The sequence below is a fragment of the Paraburkholderia lycopersici genome (genome assembly GCF_900096975.1).
Lineage (GTDB): Bacteria > Pseudomonadota > Gammaproteobacteria > Burkholderiales > Burkholderiaceae > Paraburkholderia > Paraburkholderia lycopersici.
This window is the reverse complement of record NZ_FMYQ01000002.1, coordinates 228829-245332: the sequence shown is the minus strand read 5'-3', so window position 1 is coordinate 245332 and position 16504 is coordinate 228829. Positions and strand designations below refer to the sequence as shown.

The 16504-nt window shown below is 66.9% G+C and carries 14 protein-coding genes and 1 pseudogene; 2 read left to right on the top strand and 13 right to left on the bottom strand.

Going from position 1 to position 16504, the window contains the following annotated elements; genetic code table 11:
• Positions 1 to 88 precede the first annotated feature (88 nt).
• The 6 genes from BLU17_RS03960 to BLU17_RS03940 form a co-directional block, all read right to left on the bottom strand.
• The gene (locus BLU17_RS03960; RefSeq protein WP_091994741.1) at positions 89 to 352 is read right to left on the bottom strand and encodes a hypothetical protein; all 264 of its coding nucleotides are present in this window, start codon (positions 350 to 352) and stop codon (positions 89 to 91) included.
• A gap of 22 nt (positions 353 to 374) precedes the next feature.
• Positions 375 to 1445 (bottom strand): MBL fold metallo-hydrolase, encoded by a 1071-nt coding sequence (locus BLU17_RS03955; protein ID WP_091994737.1) that lies wholly within the window; start codon positions 1443 to 1445, stop codon positions 375 to 377.
• Positions 1446 to 1655: 210 nt separating this feature from the next.
• Complete coding sequence (locus BLU17_RS03950; RefSeq protein ID WP_091994734.1) at positions 1656 to 2756, bottom strand: NAD(P)H-dependent flavin oxidoreductase; 1101 nt, start codon at positions 2754 to 2756, stop codon at positions 1656 to 1658.
• Between the two features lie 49 nt (positions 2757 to 2805).
• Positions 2806 to 4071, bottom strand: a complete 1266-nt coding sequence (locus BLU17_RS03945; RefSeq protein ID WP_091994730.1) for an MFS transporter — start codon at positions 4069 to 4071, stop codon at positions 2806 to 2808.
• Complete coding sequence (locus BLU17_RS34175; RefSeq protein WP_281247797.1) at positions 4068 to 4196, bottom strand: hypothetical protein; 129 nt, start codon at positions 4194 to 4196, stop codon at positions 4068 to 4070. The genes BLU17_RS03945 and BLU17_RS34175 overlap by 4 nt, the downstream gene beginning before the upstream one ends.
• 127 nt (positions 4197 to 4323) lie before the next feature.
• Positions 4324 to 5250: a LysR family transcriptional regulator gene (locus BLU17_RS03940; protein ID WP_091994725.1), complete on the bottom strand. Its 927-nt coding sequence runs from the start codon at positions 5248 to 5250 to the stop codon at positions 4324 to 4326.
• 108 nt (positions 5251 to 5358) lie between these two features.
• On the opposite strand from BLU17_RS03940, the gene BLU17_RS03935 reads away from it, so the two are divergent.
• Entirely contained in the window at positions 5359 to 5766 is a 408-nt protein-coding gene (locus tag BLU17_RS03935) for a hypothetical protein (RefSeq protein ID WP_091994722.1), read from the top strand.
• Between the two features lie 290 nt (positions 5767 to 6056).
• On the opposite strand, the gene BLU17_RS03930 is transcribed toward BLU17_RS03935, so the two are convergent.
• From BLU17_RS03930 to metE, 4 genes and pseudogenes are all read right to left on the bottom strand, one after another.
• The gene (locus tag BLU17_RS03930) at positions 6057 to 7613 is read right to left on the bottom strand and encodes a UxaA family hydrolase (protein WP_091994718.1); all 1557 of its coding nucleotides are present in this window, start codon (positions 7611 to 7613) and stop codon (positions 6057 to 6059) included.
• Positions 7610 to 7795: pseudogene (locus BLU17_RS33620) on the bottom strand (SMP-30/gluconolactonase/LRE family protein); the annotation flags it as partial. The pseudogene BLU17_RS33620 and the gene BLU17_RS03930, both read right to left, overlap by 4 nt.
• A gap of 332 nt (positions 7796 to 8127) precedes the next feature.
• The gene (locus BLU17_RS03915) at positions 8128 to 8766 is read right to left on the bottom strand and encodes an FMN-binding negative transcriptional regulator (protein ID WP_091994711.1); all 639 of its coding nucleotides are present in this window, start codon (positions 8764 to 8766) and stop codon (positions 8128 to 8130) included.
• A gap of 420 nt (positions 8767 to 9186) precedes the next feature.
• Positions 9187 to 11478, bottom strand: a complete 2292-nt coding sequence (metE, locus tag BLU17_RS03910) for a 5-methyltetrahydropteroyltriglutamate--homocysteine S-methyltransferase (RefSeq protein ID WP_091994706.1) — start codon at positions 11476 to 11478, stop codon at positions 9187 to 9189.
• A 126-nt stretch (positions 11479 to 11604) separates the two neighbouring features.
• Between metE and BLU17_RS03905 the strand changes: the two genes are divergently transcribed.
• Positions 11605 to 12513: a LysR family transcriptional regulator gene (locus tag BLU17_RS03905; RefSeq protein ID WP_091995083.1), complete on the top strand. Its 909-nt coding sequence runs from the start codon at positions 11605 to 11607 to the stop codon at positions 12511 to 12513.
• Here the strand turns inward: BLU17_RS03905 and BLU17_RS03900 are convergent.
• From BLU17_RS03900 to ehuR, 3 genes are all read right to left on the bottom strand, one after another.
• Positions 12510 to 13448 carry a LysR family transcriptional regulator gene (locus BLU17_RS03900; RefSeq protein WP_091995080.1) on the bottom strand — a complete coding sequence of 313 codons (939 nt, stop codon included), beginning with the start codon at positions 13446 to 13448 and terminating at the stop codon, positions 12510 to 12512. The genes BLU17_RS03905 and BLU17_RS03900 overlap by 4 nt on opposite strands.
• A 175-nt stretch (positions 13449 to 13623) precedes the next feature.
• Positions 13624 to 14721, bottom strand: a complete 1098-nt coding sequence (locus BLU17_RS03895) for an aromatic ring-hydroxylating oxygenase subunit alpha (RefSeq protein ID WP_091994703.1) — start codon at positions 14719 to 14721, stop codon at positions 13624 to 13626.
• A gap of 188 nt (positions 14722 to 14909) precedes the next feature.
• Positions 14910 to 16343 (bottom strand): MocR-like ectoine utilization transcription factor EhuR, encoded by a 1434-nt coding sequence (gene ehuR, locus BLU17_RS03890; RefSeq protein WP_091994699.1) that lies wholly within the window; start codon positions 16341 to 16343, stop codon positions 14910 to 14912.
• Between the last annotated feature and the right edge of the window lie 161 nt (positions 16344 to 16504).

The following is a 16504-nucleotide window of genomic DNA, read 5'->3' as shown; positions in this document are numbered from 1 at the left end:
TTCCCGTTTGCTTTCCCAAGGCAAAAGTGTACGCCGGCAACGCGCGCGCGCCGCGCGCCACCCGGGCGCTCGATGCGTCCGTTTTCGCTCAGTCGTCGAACTCGCCAGCCCGCAGCGCTTCGTCGAAATCCGCGATCCACGGCGCGAAGCGGTCGGTGTCGTAGACCGCCGTCTTGCCGTTGCTGACCCGCGTTACGCTGATCTGCCGGGTCGTCGCGCGCTTTCCTCCGGCCGCCGCTTCGTCGTTGTCCGTGATATTGAACTCGCGCAGATCGCGCCCCCGGCTTGCGAGCACGGCCTTGATGTCTTCCTGTTCGTCCCAGGAAAACCCGGTGAAGTCGCGCGATGCCATGGTCGTCTCCTCGAACGCGTCGTCAGGGGTTGCCCGGCGCGACGGGCAGCCCCTCGGCCTTCCAGCGCAGCATCCCGCCAGCGAGATTGGCCACCTTGCCGAAGCCGGCCTTGCTCAGCAACACGCTCGCCTGCGCCGACCGCGCGCCCGAGCGGCATACCGCCACGACCGGCCGTGTCCGATCAAGCTCGTCGAGCCGCGACATCAACTGCGAGAGCGGCACCAGCTTGGCGCCGGGCAGGTGGCCGAGGCGGTCTATGAACTCCGGCGCCTCCCGCACATCGACGATCTGCATCGCCGCCGCATGTTCGAGCAGCGCCATGGGCTCGATTTCCCAAACGCCGCTAAAGCGCAGCGTGAGCGGCGCCCAGTCGGGCGATTCGTCTATCGGCGCCTCGCCTTCCGGCTTGCCGCACCGCAGATTGGCGGGCACCGCCACGGCCATCAGCTTGGGGTGCGGCAAATTCAGGTTGTTCATGTAGCCCGCGAAGTCGCCGAGATCGACGTCGCCGCCCAGACGCGGATTGAAGCGCCGCTCTTCGGTCACGCTCGTGACCGTGATGCCGCGATAGTCGTGCGCCGGATAGAGCAGGCAGGCGTCGGGCAAGCTGAGGATCTGCCCGCGCACGGAAGTGAACAGCTGCTCCGCGCTCCCGCCCTGGAAATCGGTGCGGCCGCAGCCGCGGATCAACAGGCTGTCGCCGGTGAAGGCCATGCGCTCGTCGTCGAGCACGTAGGTCAGGCAGCCGCTGGTGTGGCCTGGCGTTGCGCGCACCGCCAGATGACGCTTGCCGAAGGTCACCCGGTCGCCATGCCGCAACGGGCGATTCACGCCCTCGGCGCCCACCGCTGCGGCAAGCGCGATCTGGCTGCCGCAGCGCTCGCGCAAGCGCCATGCGCCGGTCACGTGGTCGGCATGCACGTGGGTATCGAGCGTCGCCTGAAGCCGCAGGCCCAGTTCCCGCAGCAGCGCAAGGTCGCGCGGCACATGCTCGTAGACGGGATCGATCAGCAGCGCCTCGCCGCTTTCGGCGTCGCCGAGCACGTAGCTATAGGTACACGATACGGGGTCGAAAAGCTGGCGGAAAATCATCGCGGCCCTCCCCGGGAGCAAAGGCGTGACGCGTTTCGCAGTATGCCGCATCCGGCTTCGGTCCGGCGACCGGGCGCGCGCCGCCGCGACCGCCCGGCAGCTACGCCGCCATTTCCGGCGCCGGTGCCCCGCTCTTCGCCCCCGGCCGGGGCCCGCTTGCCGACGCGATGGCAAGCCGGGCCGGACCGCGCGCTGTCGCCAGCCGCCTCGTCAGCCCCATACGGACTGCAAACGCTCGATGCTTTCGCGCGTTTCGCGCTCCAGTTGCGCCACGAGTTCCGCAGCAGGCAAGGCGCGAGCGAGCGGCGCGGCCTGGCCAGCCCATTGCGCGCCGTAGCCGGACTCGCCCTTGGCCTTCGCGGCAGCGATCAGGGCCTTGCCCGCATCGTAGGTGATCGGATAGGACGGAATGCGCGGCGCCTGCGGGTCCTCGCCGAGCGCGGTGAAGCGGTTGACGATGCTGCGCGCGAGGCGCCCCGAGATGGCCGAGGTGAACGTCGTATGGCGCGCCGCGTCGCCGAGCAAGGCGCGACGATAGCCTTCGTCGGCCGAGGTCTCCGGGCAGGCCACGAATGCCGTGCCCAGTTGCGCCGCCTGCGCGCCGAGCGCGAGCGCGGCGGCAATGCCCGCGCCGTCCATGATGCCGCCCGCCGCGATCACCGGCACGTCGAACTCGCTCACGAGCAGGCGCGTGAGCGCGAACGTGCCGAGCCCCTCGTCGCGCGCGTCTTGATCGAACACGCCGCGATGGCCGCCCGCCTCGATGCCCTGCGCGACGATGCCATCGACACCCGCTTCAACGGCTGCCGCCGCCTCGTCGAGGTTCGTCGCGCTCGCAAACAAGCGGATGCCCGCGTGCTTGAGGCCGGCCACCACCGCATCTGGCGGCAAGCCGAAATGAAAACTCACGACGGCCGGCTTCTCTTCCAGCAGCATGGCCTGCATCGCCTCGTTCACGACGAAGCTCGTATAGATCTCCGAGAGCGACTGCGGCGGCGTCGCGCCGTATTGCCGGAACACCGGCGCGAGCCAGTCGAGCCATGCGCACTCCACGGCCGCGTCGGGCGTGGCCGGACGATGGCAGAACACGTTGACATTGAACGGCCTCGCCGTGAGCTCGCGCGTCTGGCGGATCGCCTTGCGCGCGTTCTCCGCGCTCATCGCGGCGACGCCTAGCGAGCCGAGCGCGCCCGCGTTCGAAACGGCGGCGGCCAGCGCCGGCGTGGTGACGCCCGCCATGGGCGCCTGAATGATCGGCTTCTGAATGCCGATCGCGCGCAGCAACGCGCGATCGCCTGCTTGTGTGCTCATGTTGCTTTCCCTCCGGATGCGGTCCAGTTTCCTTGTGCCCGTCAGCGTATCAGGCTCGAACGCGGCGCTGCGCCCAGTGCGCAAGTCCGCCGCAGGCGGCGAGGAGCGCGCCGGTCGCGAAGAACACGGCGTGCAGCCCGAAATGAACGCCGATCACGCCGCCGATCACCGGGCCCGCCACCTGGCCGCTGAATTGCGCCGATTGCAGATAGCCGAGCATGCTGCCCGTCCTGCTTTCGTCCACCGACTGCCGCGCCAGCTTGCCGATGGAGGGCAGGAGGCCGGCGAGCGTCATGCCCATCAGCATGCGCAAGGCCGCAAGCTGCCACCAGTGCGTGACGAACGCTTGCGGCACCATCGCGAGCCCCGTGAGCACGAGGCAAGCGACGATCACGCGCCAGCTCCCGAACCGGTCGGCCAGGGCGCCGAGGCGCGCCGCCGTGAGCATACTGCCGAGCGCCGAGCATGCCATGACCACGCCCGCCACGCGCGCGAGATCCGCCGCACCCACACCCAGGCTGCCGATATAGACCGTGATGACCGGTTCGATCGACATGTTGGCGAGCAGTACCATCATCGCGGTCACCAGCAGCGCGGCCACGACCGCGTAGTCGGGACGGCGCACGTTCGCTGCCGCCGCGCCGCGCGCGTGGGCTTTCGCGTCGCTGGCCGGATGAAACGCTTCCTTCACCACGAAGATGGTCAACAATGCCGCCAGCGCGATCATCGCGCCGCCCGCGAAGAACGTGCCGCGTATGCCGATCCAGCCGGGCAGCACGCCGCCCACCAGCGGCCCCACGAGATTACCGGCCAGCGCGCCGGTGGAAAGCATGCCGAGCGCCCAGCCCGCGCGTTCGCGCGGCGCCTGGGTGCCGACCATCACCGCGGACGCCGACGCGTAGCCGCCCACGAGCCCGGCGACCAGGCGCAGCGCGACAAGCTCGTACACGTTATGCGCCATGCCGATCAGCGACATCACCACGGCCATGCCGATGGCTGCGCGCACGAGCATGGGCTTGCGGCCGAAGCGGTCGGCAAGGCGCCCCCAGAGCGGCGCGGTGAGCGCCGTGCCGAGGAAGGTCGCGCCGAACGCGATGCCCGACCACTGGATCACGGCCGGCTGCGAGGCTACGCCGAGCTGCCGCACGTAGAGCGGCAGGAACGGCAGGAGCATGCTCAGGCTCACGAGCGTCGTGAACGAGCCGAACACGCAGACGACGAGATTGCGTCGCCAGTAACGGAGGTTGCGCTCCGCGTAGCCGCCTGGCTCGGCCGGCGCGAACGCGCGCGCCGAAGAAGAAACCGTGGCGCTCATTTCGCCCTCGGCGCGGAGAAAACCGGCATACGGGCGAAACGAATGCCGATCAGGTTCGCGCCGACCTCGGCGAGCGTGCCCCGCCGGACGCCGCAGACGGCCGGATTCGGGACGGCCTGCTGCATGACAACTCCCATGACCCGATGCGGTTAAGCACCCGTTGAATGTGGGAGTCAGTCTAGGTTAGCTCGCGCGCCGGGAGAATCGCCGCCGCGCGGAAGTCATTCTTCCGTGCGGCGATCGAATGGGTCGTCAATCGGCGTCGGTAATTTGCCGGGCCTGCTCGAAATACTCGCGCAGCCGTGGCGCGGCGAAATCGACGAAACGGCGCACCTTGGGCACCGAAAGGCGCCCTTGCGGCATCACGAGATTCACGGGTAGCGGCGCGTGTTCGTTGTCGCGCAGGACGATCCTGAGCCCGCCGGCCTTGACCTCTTCGGCCACGTGATAGGAAAAGAGACGCGTCACGCCATGTCCCGCCACGGCCGAAGCCAGCGCGCCTCGAATCGTATTGACGATGAAGCGCGGCGAGAACTGCACGACCTTGGGCAGCGCCGTCTGGCGCGCCGCCGGAAAGCTCCACGAGTCGAGCCCGAAATGCGTCATGGAGATGATCGGGTGGCTGGCGAGATCGGCGGGCGCCTCGATGGCTGGGTGAGTGGCGAGATACTCCGGCGAAGCGACCACCACGCGCCGAACTTCACCCACCGGTATCGCGACGAGCGTCGAGTCCTGCAGATGCGCAATGCGCAGCGCGACATCGATGCCCTCGTCGACAAGGCTGACCGGCCGGTCGAGCAGATGCAGGCGGATCGACACCTCGGGGTTGTGATCGAGAAACTCGTCGATCATCGGGCGCAGCACGTGTTCGCCCACGGCCACCGCCGCCGTCACGCCGAGCAACCCGCGCGGCGCGGAACGCTCGTCGGCTGCGAGCAGGTCCGCTTCTTCGAGATCGGCGAGAATGCGCCGGCACGCCAGCGCATAGCGCTCGCCCGCTTCGCTCAGCCGGATCGTGCGCGTGGTGCGATACAGCAGCGGCGCGCCCGTGTGCGCCTCCAGAAACGCGATGGCCCGGCTCACCGCCGCAGGCGAGCGGCCCAGCCGGCGGCCCGCGCCCGCCAGGCTCCCCTCGTCCAGCGCGGCGACGAATACCTTCATGGCGTCGATACGGTCCATTGCGCGTTTGGCTTGCAGAAGCTTCAGTCTGTGAATTTCGCGTCGATCTTAGCGGAATATCGGGAAGCGCTAGAATTACGCTCCTCTCATACGCGGCAAAGAAGAAACATGAAGTGCGTCATCCTCTCCTCCGTCTTCGCCGTCACGGCGCTCGCAGCCGCCACGACCGCCATGGCGCAAACGTCGGCCGGCGACTCGAACTCGAAACGCGACTGCGCCATCGGCTACGTCACCGGCGTGGCGGGCTCGCCGTCGAGCGTGCGCGAGTATCTGGCGACGCCCGAGCGCGACCGGATTCGCTACCTCAAGGACAACGAAATTCAATGCAAGATCGCCGACGACGACAGCCACGCTTCGGGCTGCACCGGCGTGACGCTATTGAAGGACGAAAAGGTGAGCGTCTACGACGACAGCGATGCGGCCACCACGTCCATCGTCGTGCGCGTCGAACTCGATCGGGGAACGTATCCCGTGATTATCGTCGCGCCCAAAAACGAGGTGACGTGCGACCAGTGAGCGGCGCGTCATTGGCGTATTTGGCGCTCGCAAGCAGCGATTTCCCGCTCCGGTCCCCCATCCGCGCAGCCTCGACGAGACCCGCCTCGCGGCGCGTCGCCTTCAGCCACTCGACGAACGCCTGCGCGTCGTGCTCGCGAGAGGGCGCATCGAACGCAGGGCGGCCACGCGTCGACGGAGACTTCCGGCCCCTTTGAAGCGATGGCGTTCGACATGTTTCGAACCGCGTGCATGGCTGAATGTCGCGCAGTGACTGCAGCCTGGCGGCGCCTGTCCTGCCTGCGCGCACCCTACATGACCGCCCCAAGGTGCCACGGCACGAATTCGCTCTGGCCGTAGCCGTGCCGCTCGCTCTTCGTGCGCTGTCCCGAGGCGGTCGCGAGCATCAATTCGAAGATCGCCGCGCCCGCCTCGTCCACGCTTTGCTCGCCGTCCAGAATGCGGCCGCAATTGAGGTCGATGTCCTCTTCCTGGCGGCGCCACAGCGCGCTGTTCGTCCCCAGCTTGAGCGACGGCGAAGGCGCACACCCGTATGCGGAGCCTCGGCCCGTCGTGAAGCAGATCAGATTGGCGCCGCCGGCCACCTGGCCGGTGGCGGAAACGGGATCGTAGCCGGGCGTGTCCATGAACACGAGCCCCTGCGCGCGCACAGGCTGCGCATATTCGTAGGTTTCGACGAGTTGCGTCGTGCCGCCTTTGGCCACCGCGCCGAGCGACTTCTCGAGTATCGTCGTGAGGCCACCCGCCTTGTTTCCGGCCGACGGATTGTTGTTCATGTCGGCTTGCATGCGCGCGCAATACGCCTCCCACCAGCGGATGCGCGCCACCAGCCTTTCCCCCACCTCGCGCGAGGCGGCCCGCCGCGTAAGCAGATGCTCGGCGCCGTAGATTTCGGGCGTTTCGGAAAGAATCGCCGTCCCGCCATGCGCGACCAGCCGGTCCACCGCCGCACCAAGCGCGGGGTTCGCGGAGATGCCCGAATAGCCGTCCGAGCCCCCGCACTGCAGACCGACCATCAGGTGACGCGCGGGCACGGGCTCGCGCGTCACGCGATTCGCCTCTGCCAGCAGCGCACGCACCCGTTCGATGCCGGCGGCGACCGTGCGCGCGGTGCCGCCGGTCTGCTGAATCGTCATCGTCGAGAGGCGCCCACCGCGCTCGAGGTGTTCGGCCTCCACGAGAGCGTCGATCTGGTTCGTCTCGCAGCCGAGCCCCACGATCAGCACTGCGTGAAAGTTGGGATGCCGCGCGTAGCCCGCGAGCGTGCGGCGCAACACCGCGATCGGCTCACCCTCGGCCGCGAGCGCGCATCCCTCGCCATGCGTGAGCGCCACCACGCCATCCACGTTGGGGAACGGCTCCAGCGCTTCGGGACGGATGTCACGGCGAAAGTGGTCGGCTATCGCGCGCGCGACAGTGGCCGAGCAATTGACAGACGTCAGGATGCCTATGTAATTGCGCGTCGCAATGCGGCCATCGGTGCGCCGGATGCCGAGAAACGTGGCGGGTTGCGCGGCCGCCAGCGTTTCGTGCGCGTCAACGCCGAACGCGTAGTCGCGCTCGAAGTCGCCCATCGACAGATTCTGGGTGTGCACGTGCTCGCCGCGGCGAATGGGACGGCTCGCGAAGCCGATGATCTGACCATAACGGCGCACCGGCTCGCCTTCTGCGATATCGCGCAGCGCGACCTTGTGGCCTGGCGCAATCATGCCCGCAACCGTGTATTCGCCCCCCAGGGGCGAGCCCGGCAGCAACTGCTCGCGCGCGATGGCGACGTCATCACGACCGTCGAGCAGAATCAGCGCGCCCGAAAGCCCCAAAGCGGCGGCCGGATCAGCGGATTTCATGGCAACTCTCCATGGGACGCGCCGCGCACGCCGACATAAAGCGAATACAGCGACGTGCTGGCCGCGATGGAAAGACGATTGCGCTTCGCGCCGCCGAACACGAGATTCGCGACGGTTTCCGGCACGAGAACTTTGCCGAGGCGCGTTCCATCGGGCGCATAGCAGTGAATACCGTCGCCCGCGAGCTCCTCGGCGAGCTCCTCGAACTGCGCGTTCGGCTGCAGCAGCGTGCGAAAACGGGCGTCGTGGATTTCATATTCGCGAGGATGCGTCGTTCCGGTCTCGTACTGTCGGGTTCAGGCCACGGCATCGCGCCTGCGATACGGAAATCGGCACGTACTCGACGCCCGCAGCGAACCTGACCAGTCGCATGCCGCGGCCGTCGGCTTTGCCGAGGTGCCTGGTCTCCACGCCGAGCGCGAAGCGCGACGAAACCCATCGCGTGCTCGCGGAATCTCTGACCGGGAAGCCGCACGCTGGAGATGGAACGCTTGCCATTGAAGGTCCCCCCGCGCTATTGCACCTTCCCGGCGGCCGCGGCAAGCATGGCGTCGCCAATCGGCGAGTCGCCGCGCAACTTGAGTGCTTCGCCAGCGCCCCGAATATCGCGCTCCTCCTTGTTCTGGCTGAGCTTGCTCTTGCCGACGAGCTGCGTGATTTCGATCTCCACGCCGACGATCTCCTTGACCATCGCGTCTATGTAGTCCTTCGGCGCGTCGGACATTTTCCAGGGCGTCGGCTGGGACGCTTCGTGCGTGCGCGTCAGGCGGGCGATCACGCCGCGCACGTAGCGCTCGTCGTCGAGAATCGCAATGCGCCCGCGAGCATGCACGACGATGTAATTCCACGTCGGCACCTGCTTGTGCAATTCATGCTTGCTTGGGTACCAGGTCGGCGAGATATAGGCGTTGCCGGCCTGGAAGATCACGAGCACCTCGTCGCCATTCGACACGTCCTGCCATACCGGGTTAGCCCGCGCGACATGCGCGCGCAGCACACCCAGTTCGCCTTCGGCGGCCGCGAGTTCGAAAGGAATGTGATTGGCGTCGAGTCCGCTTTTACCGTGCGTGACCAGCGTGCCGAACGGGTGTTGGGCGATGCGGTCATGCAGCACTTCCTTGCGGGTTTCGGCGAAATGGGCTGGTACGTACATGCGTTTGTCCCTGTTTGTCCCTGCTCGTGGAGTAAAAGGATAGCGTGGCCGACGCAGCCACAGACCCAGTCTGCCTCAAAAGCGGCTTGTTCTGTAGATCCACTTTGTTTCATTCCCGGCGAACCGGAAGCGTACCGGGAACTGCGCGGATCGGAGAGACGCCGCCGTTCGGCAAGCCGGACCGAGCGGCCGGAAATCCGCGCCGCCAGGCGCGGCGCGCAAGGACAATGTAAGGACCATCTGGCTGTTCCGCACAATTCGTCGATGCGCTCCGCGGTGCGCACGGTGTCGCCCTCGTTCGCGCACGCCCACGGCGCGTCGGCGGGTTCGACAGATCTCGCCGCGCGCGGCGGAGCGAGGCGGCGCATCGTCTCGCCGCCGTGATTGTCGCTGTCGCGAAACAGGACGGGCGCTTGCCGGTTAAGCCTCGGCGCGCAGCGTCCTGGCGGCGGCGACCATGTTCGTGAGCGCGGGAATCACCTCGGTCCACTGGCGCGTCTTCAGTCCGCAGTCGGGATTCACCCACAGCCGCTGCGCCGGAATACGCCCGGCAGCCTTGCGCATCAGTTGCACGATGTGCGCTTCGCTCGGGATGTTCGGCGAGTGAATGTCGTACACGCCCGGACCGATTTCGTTCGGATACCTGAAGTTGTCGAACGCGTCGAGCAGCTCCATGTCCGAGCGCGATGTCTCGATCGTGATGACGTCGGCGTCCATTTCGGCGATCGACGCGATGATGTCGTTGAACTCGGAATAGCACATATGCGTGTGGATTTGCGTTTCGTCCCGCACACCGTTCGCGGCAATGCGGAACGACTCCACGGCCCAGCGCAGATACTCGCTCCATTGCGCGCGACGCAGCGGCAGGCCTTCGCGCAGCGCGGCCTCGTCGATCTGAATCACGCGCACGCCGGCCTTTTCGAGGTCGAGCACCTCTTCGCGGATCGCGAGCGCCAACTGGTAGCACGATACCGAACGCGGCTGGTCGTCGCGCACGAACGACCAGTTCAGGATCGTGACGGGGCCCGTGAGCATGCCCTTCATCGGCTTGTTCGTGAGCGACTGCGCGTAGGTGATCCATTCGACGGTCATCGCCTTCGGCCGGCTGATGTCGCCGAACAGGATGGGCGGCTTCACGCAGCGCGAGCCGTACGACTGCACCCAGCCGAACTGGCTGAACGCATAGCCGTCGAGCTGCTCGCCGAAGTATTCGACCATGTCGTTACGCTCGGCTTCGCCATGCACGAGCACGTCGAGGCCCAGCTTTTCCTGCTCGCGCACGCTGCGTTCGATCTCGGCGCGCATCGCGGCCTCGTAACCCGCGTTGTCGAGCGCGCCGCTCCTGAACTGGCTGCGCGCGTGGCGGATTTGCGCGGTCTGCGGGAACGAGCCGATCGTCGTGGTGGGGTATGCGGGCAACCCGAGCCGCGCGGCCTGCTTCGCGGCGCGCTCGGCGTAGGGGTGCCTGCGGTCGCCGAGTTTCACGTCGATGCCCGCAATTGCGGCCTTTACCGCCGGATTGTTCACGCGCGGCGAGGCACAGCGCGCCGCAATCGCGGCGGCGTTCGCGACAAGTTCCGCGGCGACCTGCTTGCGGCCTTCATTGAGGGCGGTCGCAAGCACCTTCACTTCGTCGAGCTTTTGCAGCGCGAATGCGAGCCACGAGCGGATTTCGGCGTCGAGCTTCTCTTCGGCCGCGAGATCGACCGGGACGTGCAGCAGCGAACACGACGGCGCGATCCAGAGACGATCGCCAAGCTGCTTCGCGAGCGGCTCGAGCCATTCGAGCGCGGCACTCAGGTCCGTCTTCCAGATGTTGCGCCCGTTGACCGCGCCGACCGAAAGCACGCTGTGCGCAGGCAGCTTTTGCACGGCCAGCGCGACTTCGTCGCGTGCGTTGATCGCATCGATGTGCAGCCCATCGACGGGCAGCGAGCAGGCGAGATCCAGGTTTTCCTGCAGTTGTCCGAAATATGTGGCGAGCAGCAATTTGACCCCGCGCACTTCGAACCCTTCGTACGCGCTCGCAAACGCGGCGCGCCACGCCGGGTCTAGCTCGGTCACGAGAACGGGCTCGTCGATCTGCACCCACTCGACCTCCATCACCCGCAAGTAGTCGAGCAATGCGCGGTACACGGGCATGATGCGCGGCAGCAGCGCCAGCTTGTCCGAGTCGTCCTTGACCTTGCCGAGCCACAAATAGGTCAGCGGGCCGATGATGACCGGCTTGGCCTTCACGCCCAGTTCGCGCGCCTCGCGCAATTGCCCGGAAAGCCGCGACGTGTCGAGGTTGAACTGCGTCCCGGCCGTGAATTCGGGGACGATGTAGTGATAGTTCGTATCGAACCACTTCGTCATTTCGCCCGCCGCCACGCCGCCGCAGCAGACCGCGTGTTCTTCGGCGCCGTGTGCCGAACGGCCACGCGCCACGCGAAAGTAGTTATCGAGCTTGTCGCCGTGAAAGCCCTGGACGCGCTCGGGCAGGTTGCCGAGCGTGAAGCTCATGTCGAGCACCTGGTCGTAGAACGAAAAATCGCCGGCGGGCACGAAGTCGAGCCCCTTCTGGTTCCCCCAGTGGCGTGCGCGCAGTTCGGCGCCGAGCGCCTTCAGTTCGTCGCGCGCGGACTCGCCCTTCCAGTAGCGTTCCAGGCCGGATTTGAGTTCGCGTTTCGCGCCGATGCGCGGAAAGCCAAGATTGTGCGTGGTGACCATATGCGCTGCCGTTCAAAAAGAAGAGTGCGGGAAAAACCCGGGTGGCAGTCATCATAGGATTTTCGCATCATGAAATAAAATGGCATTATTTCATTTATCGATTATTTTTTTTCATCTATGGCCACCATGCTCGAACGCATTCATCTCGTCATCGTCCGCGAGGTCCAGCGCCAGGGGTCGCTCACGGCCGCGGCCAGCACACTCTTTCTCACACAGTCGGCGTTGAGCCATACCGTCAAGAAAATCGAGCAGCAGCTCGGCACGCCGATCTGGGACCGCGAGGGGCGCAGCCTGCGCCTCACTCAGGCCGGACAGTATCTACTCTCGCTCGCCGAGCGTCTGCTGCCGCAGTTCGAGCTTGCCGAAGCGCGCATGAAGCAGTACGCCGAAGGCGAGCGCGGCACCTTGCGCATCGGCATGGAGTGCCATCCGTGCTACCAGTGGCTGCTCAAGGTGGTTTCGCCCTACCTCGCGCGCTGGCCCGACGTCGACGTGGACGTGAAGCAGCGGTTCCAGTTCGGCGGCATCGGCGCGCTGTTCGGCTACGACATCGACGTGCTGGTCACGCCCGATCCGCTCAACCGGCCCGGCCTGCGCTTCGAACCCGTGTTCGACTACGAGCAGGTGCTCGTGGTGGCCGAAGGACATCGGCTGGCCAAGGTTCGCTATGTGAAGCCCGAGGCGCTCGTGGATGAAACGCTCATTACCTATCCGGTGGAAACGGATCGGCTCGACATCTACAACCAGTTTTTGCGGCCCGCCAACATCGCGCCGCGCCGCCACAAGACGATCGAAACGACCGACATCATGTTGCAGATGGTGGCGAGCGGACGCGGCGTGGCTGCGTTGCCGCGCTGGCTCGCGGAGGAATACGCCGACCGCATGCCGCTGGTCGTGCTCAAGCTCGGCAAGGAAGGCATTGCCAAGCAGATCTTTCTCGGCACGCGCGAATCGGATGCCGTGGTCGACTACCTGAGTTCGTTCGTCGACTTCGCGCGCAAATCGAACTGGCAGGCACCGCGCGTGCGACGTTAAGCGCGGCGCGGCGCCTGATGCCGCTGCGATCTGCCGAGTTCGACGGCGAGAAAATCGACGAACGCGCGAATACGCGTGGAAAGCTGGAGGCGCTGCGCGTAGACGGCATAAATGTCCGCGCCCGGCGTTTCGTACTCGGGCAGCACGACGACGAGCCGCCCATCGGCCAGATACTCGTTGATGTCCCACTCGGCGCGCATGAGGATGCCGTGCCCGTCCAGCGCCCACTTCACGGCGATCTCGCCGTCGTTGGTCGTGAGGTTGCCATTGATGCGGATGGCTTCCGGCTTGCGCGAGCCGCCGCGTTCGCGCGAAAGCCGCCACACGCCATAGGCCTCGTCGCCCTGGCGAATGCTGATGCAGTTGTGCTTCGCGAGGTCATGCGGCGTGGCGGGCGCGCCCCGGCTAGCGAGATACGCGGGCGCCGCGCAAAGCAGGCGCCGGTTGGCAGCGAGACGCCGCGCGATCACGCGCGGGTCGGGCGGCTCGCCGAAGCGAATGCACACATCGTATGAGTCCTCGGTCAGCGGGGGCGGCGTCGCCGAGAGCTGAAGCTGCGCCGATACCTGCGGGTACTGCACGACGAAGCGCGAAAGCGCCGGCCCGATATGGCTGCGTCCGAATCCCAGCGTGGCATTCACGCGCAGCAGCCCCTTGGGATGCTGCTTCGCGCCGCCCAGCAACTCGCCGAGTTCGTCGATCTCGTCGAGAATGCGGCGCGCGTGCTCCAGATACACCTCGCCTTCGGGCGTCAACGTCATGCGGCGGGTCGTGCGGTTGACGAGCGGCACACCGGCACGCTCCTCCATTTGCGCAAGCCGCTTGCTGACCGCGGCAGGCGTCAGGCCCAGTTCGCGCGCGGCGGCGCTCAGGCTGCCCGAGGAGACGAGCGTCGAAAAGAAGCCCAGATCGGCGGGTTGGACGATATCGGCCACGATCGTCACTTGTGAATTCACGTCAAGAATGCCCGGAGTCTAGCATCGGTTTTTGAACCCCGAGCTGGGTAAAGCGCAACGACACTGGCGACGGCATCGGCAAGGAAGTCGTGCCCGCGGGCAAGGAGGTACGGGAAGCGCTCGTGGAACGCGCCGCTTTCGGCGCGCCTTCGCGTCAAGCCAGGTCGCTCGCCTCGCGTATCGGAATCACGGTGCGGTCGCCGCAATTGCGCAGCAGCTCGCGCAATTCGTTGATGACGGGAAAGACCTCGTGGTTCCAGTCCGCACCCTGCCTGTCATGGGCGGCCTGCTCCAGTTCCACGATCGCGCGATCCTCCTTGAAGATGCGCTCGGTGAACCAGACCAGCAGCGGCCATGCGGCGTCGAGCAAAAACGGCACGGACGGCCTGCGCACCGAAAGCAGGCCGAAGGTGCGGTTCGTGCGCTGCCGCGCGTCGAGCGGCACATACACGATCCACAAGTCCATCACGAGCGCGTCGTCGTTCGAGCGTATCCGCAGTGTTTGATAGGGGTATTCCGTGCGCACGGTCATCACGCTCTGGCCGCTCTGTTCCGACCGATTCTTGCTTGCGCCGAACACGAGCGCCTCCCCCGCCGGCTGCTTGCCTGCCATGCGCACGAACGTGTAATCGACCTCGATGAAGTTCTCGCCGCGCCGCCGCCCGAGCGAACGCGCCCGCATCTGCCCCATCTGCCGCCGGTGCAGGAACTGATGATTCATGTCCATCAGGTTCTCGTGCATGAACGAGTAGTGACAGCTCACTTCGCGGCCGAAGCGGCGCGTCTTGTACGCCTTGTCCGTCACCGAGGCGAGCTGCGGAAGCGGCCGCTCGCCGGCAAGCGTGGCGTCGCCGGGGAAGACGAAGATCATGCCGTGCGCCTCGCGGCACGGATAGGCGCGCACCCCATTGGGCAGCCGCTCGCGGCCAAGGTAGGGCACGTCCACGCATTGGCCGGAGCAGTCATAGGTCCAGCCGTGATAGCCGCAGCGAATCGACTCGCCATCCACCACGCCCGCGTGCAGCGGCACCTGCCGGTGCGCGCAGCGGTCTTCGAGCGCGAATACCGAGCCGGACGCGGTGCGCGCGAGCACGATCGGCTCGCCGGCGAAATGGGCGCCCAGCGTCTTGCCGGGCTTGAGCTCGCGCGACCAGGCGAGCGGATACCAGTGATCGGGGTGAATGGGCACACGGCGCAGGTCGCGCACGGGCGACTCGATCGTGCAGCCGTCACGAAAAGGCATTGCGCGCATGCGGAAAGTCTCCTTGTTTGGCAAGTCGATGCGGTCGCGACGAGAAAAACTTGTGCAGGCGAGCAAGCCGCGTGCCCGGACCTGCGGGCGAGCCGGCACCGGCGCCGCGTGTTCCCGTTTTCGGTAGACGAACGGCGCGAGCGCACCGTCGACGTCATCGTCGCAGCGTAACGGCGCGCTACGCGACGTCAAGCGGAATAAAGGCCTTCCGGTCCGTTGCGCAGCGTGCGCGCAAGCCGTTCCAGCCCTTCGCGCAGCGCCTCATGGCTGCGCGCCCCGCCCAGGCTCAGCCGCACCGCGTGCGGCGCCGACCCGCGCCCGATCACGAAGCTGTCGGCCGTTTTCGCGAGCACGCCGGCCTGCCGCAGCGCCGCCGAGAATTCCGCGGCGCGCCACGGCTCGGCGAGCGGCAGCCAGAGGTGCGGGCTCGCCGGATCGGTGCGATAAGGCGAACCCGCCAACACCTCGGCGGCGATCGCGTGGCGCACGTCGACCTGCGCGCGCTGCTGCGCGACGAGGCGATCGACTTCCCCTTCGACGATCCAGCGCGCCGCGATTTCCGCGGCGAGCGGCGAGGTCATCCAGCAATCGCTGCGTATCACCGCGAGGATCTTGCCGACCCAGTCCTGAGGCGCCTGCACGTAGCCGATGCGCAGGCCCGGCGCGACCGCTTTCGAAAGACTGCTGATGACGATGCCATGCTCGGGCAGACGCGCGGCGAGCGGCGTGGGCGGCGCGTCGAGCAACGCCGCCGGGACGAGGTCCTCGATCACGACGAGGTGATGGCGCGCGGCGATCTCGGCAATCGCCGCGCGGCGCGCTTCGGAGAGCGTCGCCGTGGTCGGATTGTGCAGCGTCGGCACGCAAAAGAGCGCGCGTGGCGCGAGCAGGCTGCAGGCACGCTCGAGCGCGGCGGGCACGATCCCCTCGTCGTCGATTTCGATGCCAACGAGATTGAGCCGCAACTGACGCGCGAGCGCGACGATGCCGGGATAACTCAGCGCCTCCGCGAAGATCGTGTCGCCCGGGCGCAGCACCGCGCGCAAGACACATGCGAGACCATGCTGCGCGCCCTGGGTGACCAGCACGCGCTCGGCCGCCACCGTGCAGCCCATGCGCGCCAGCCAGCGCGCACCGGCCTCGCGGTGCGAGCGGCGGCCGCCTTCGGGCTGATAAAGCAGCAGTTCGCCGGCAAGCCGCTCGTCGGCGGCCAGTTCGCGCAAGGTCTGCGTGAGCAGGAACGCTTCGTCGGTCGGCATCGGCACGTTCTGGCCGAGATCGATCAGGCTCGCCGCGGGGAACGCACCCGGCGCGGCAGCCCGCTCCAGCGGTTCGGGCACGGGCCGGGCGCGGTCCGGCATGCGCGCGCCGTCGGCGTCCGGCTCGGCAACATAGGTGCCGTCGCCCACGCGCGCCACCACCATCCCGCAACGTTCCAGCTCCGCATAGGCACGGCTCACCGTGCCGGTCGTGACGCCGAGTTTCCTCGCCAGCAAGCGATGCGCGGGCAATTTTTCTCCCGGCAGCATCTGACCGCCGTCGATGGCCTGTGCGTAAGCGTGGGCGATCGCCCGATACTTCGGTTCGCTACTGCGTGAGAGCGTGGGCATCCAGCCGTTCATGGTGTTTTCCCGAGGGGGGCGAGACGCGCCGTGGCGCGGCGCGGCGCGGCGCGGCGGCTGCGTCATTATCGCGCCCAATCCGCAGAATTGAAGGCTGTCATTTACTTCAATTGACTTCATTGAGTGCGTGGAATTGACCCTCTAGGATGCCGTAACGCCTG

Excerpts from the sequence above, each read along its gene's own strand:
- BLU17_RS03960 (WP_091994741.1), bottom strand. The coding sequence starts at position 352 with ATGGCATCGCGCGACTTCACCGGGTTTTCCTGGGACGAACAGGAAGAC.
- BLU17_RS03955 (WP_091994737.1), bottom strand. The coding sequence starts at position 1,445 with ATGATTTTCCGCCAGCTTTTCGACCCCGTATCGTGTACCTATAGCTAC.
- BLU17_RS03950 (WP_091994734.1), bottom strand. The coding sequence starts at position 2,756 with ATGAGCACACAAGCAGGCGATCGCGCGTTGCTGCGCGCGATCGGCATT.
- BLU17_RS03945 (WP_091994730.1), bottom strand. The coding sequence starts at position 4,071 with ATGAGCGCCACGGTTTCTTCTTCGGCGCGCGCGTTCGCGCCGGCCGAG.
- BLU17_RS34175 (WP_281247797.1), bottom strand. The coding sequence starts at position 4,196 with ATGCAGCAGGCCGTCCCGAATCCGGCCGTCTGCGGCGTCCGGCGGGGC.
- BLU17_RS03940 (WP_091994725.1), bottom strand. The coding sequence starts at position 5,250 with ATGGACCGTATCGACGCCATGAAGGTATTCGTCGCCGCGCTGGACGAG.
- BLU17_RS03935 (WP_091994722.1), top strand. The coding sequence starts at position 5,359 with ATGAAGTGCGTCATCCTCTCCTCCGTCTTCGCCGTCACGGCGCTCGCA.
- BLU17_RS03930 (WP_091994718.1), bottom strand. The coding sequence starts at position 7,613 with ATGAAATCCGCTGATCCGGCCGCCGCTTTGGGGCTTTCGGGCGCGCTG.
- BLU17_RS03915 (WP_091994711.1), bottom strand. The coding sequence starts at position 8,766 with ATGTACGTACCAGCCCATTTCGCCGAAACCCGCAAGGAAGTGCTGCAT.
- metE (WP_091994706.1), bottom strand. The coding sequence starts at position 11,478 with ATGGTCACCACGCACAATCTTGGCTTTCCGCGCATCGGCGCGAAACGC.
- BLU17_RS03905 (WP_091995083.1), top strand. The coding sequence starts at position 11,605 with ATGCTCGAACGCATTCATCTCGTCATCGTCCGCGAGGTCCAGCGCCAG.
- BLU17_RS03895 (WP_091994703.1), bottom strand. The coding sequence starts at position 14,721 with ATGCGCGCAATGCCTTTTCGTGACGGCTGCACGATCGAGTCGCCCGTG.
- ehuR (WP_091994699.1), bottom strand. The coding sequence starts at position 16,343 with ATGAACGGCTGGATGCCCACGCTCTCACGCAGTAGCGAACCGAAGTAT.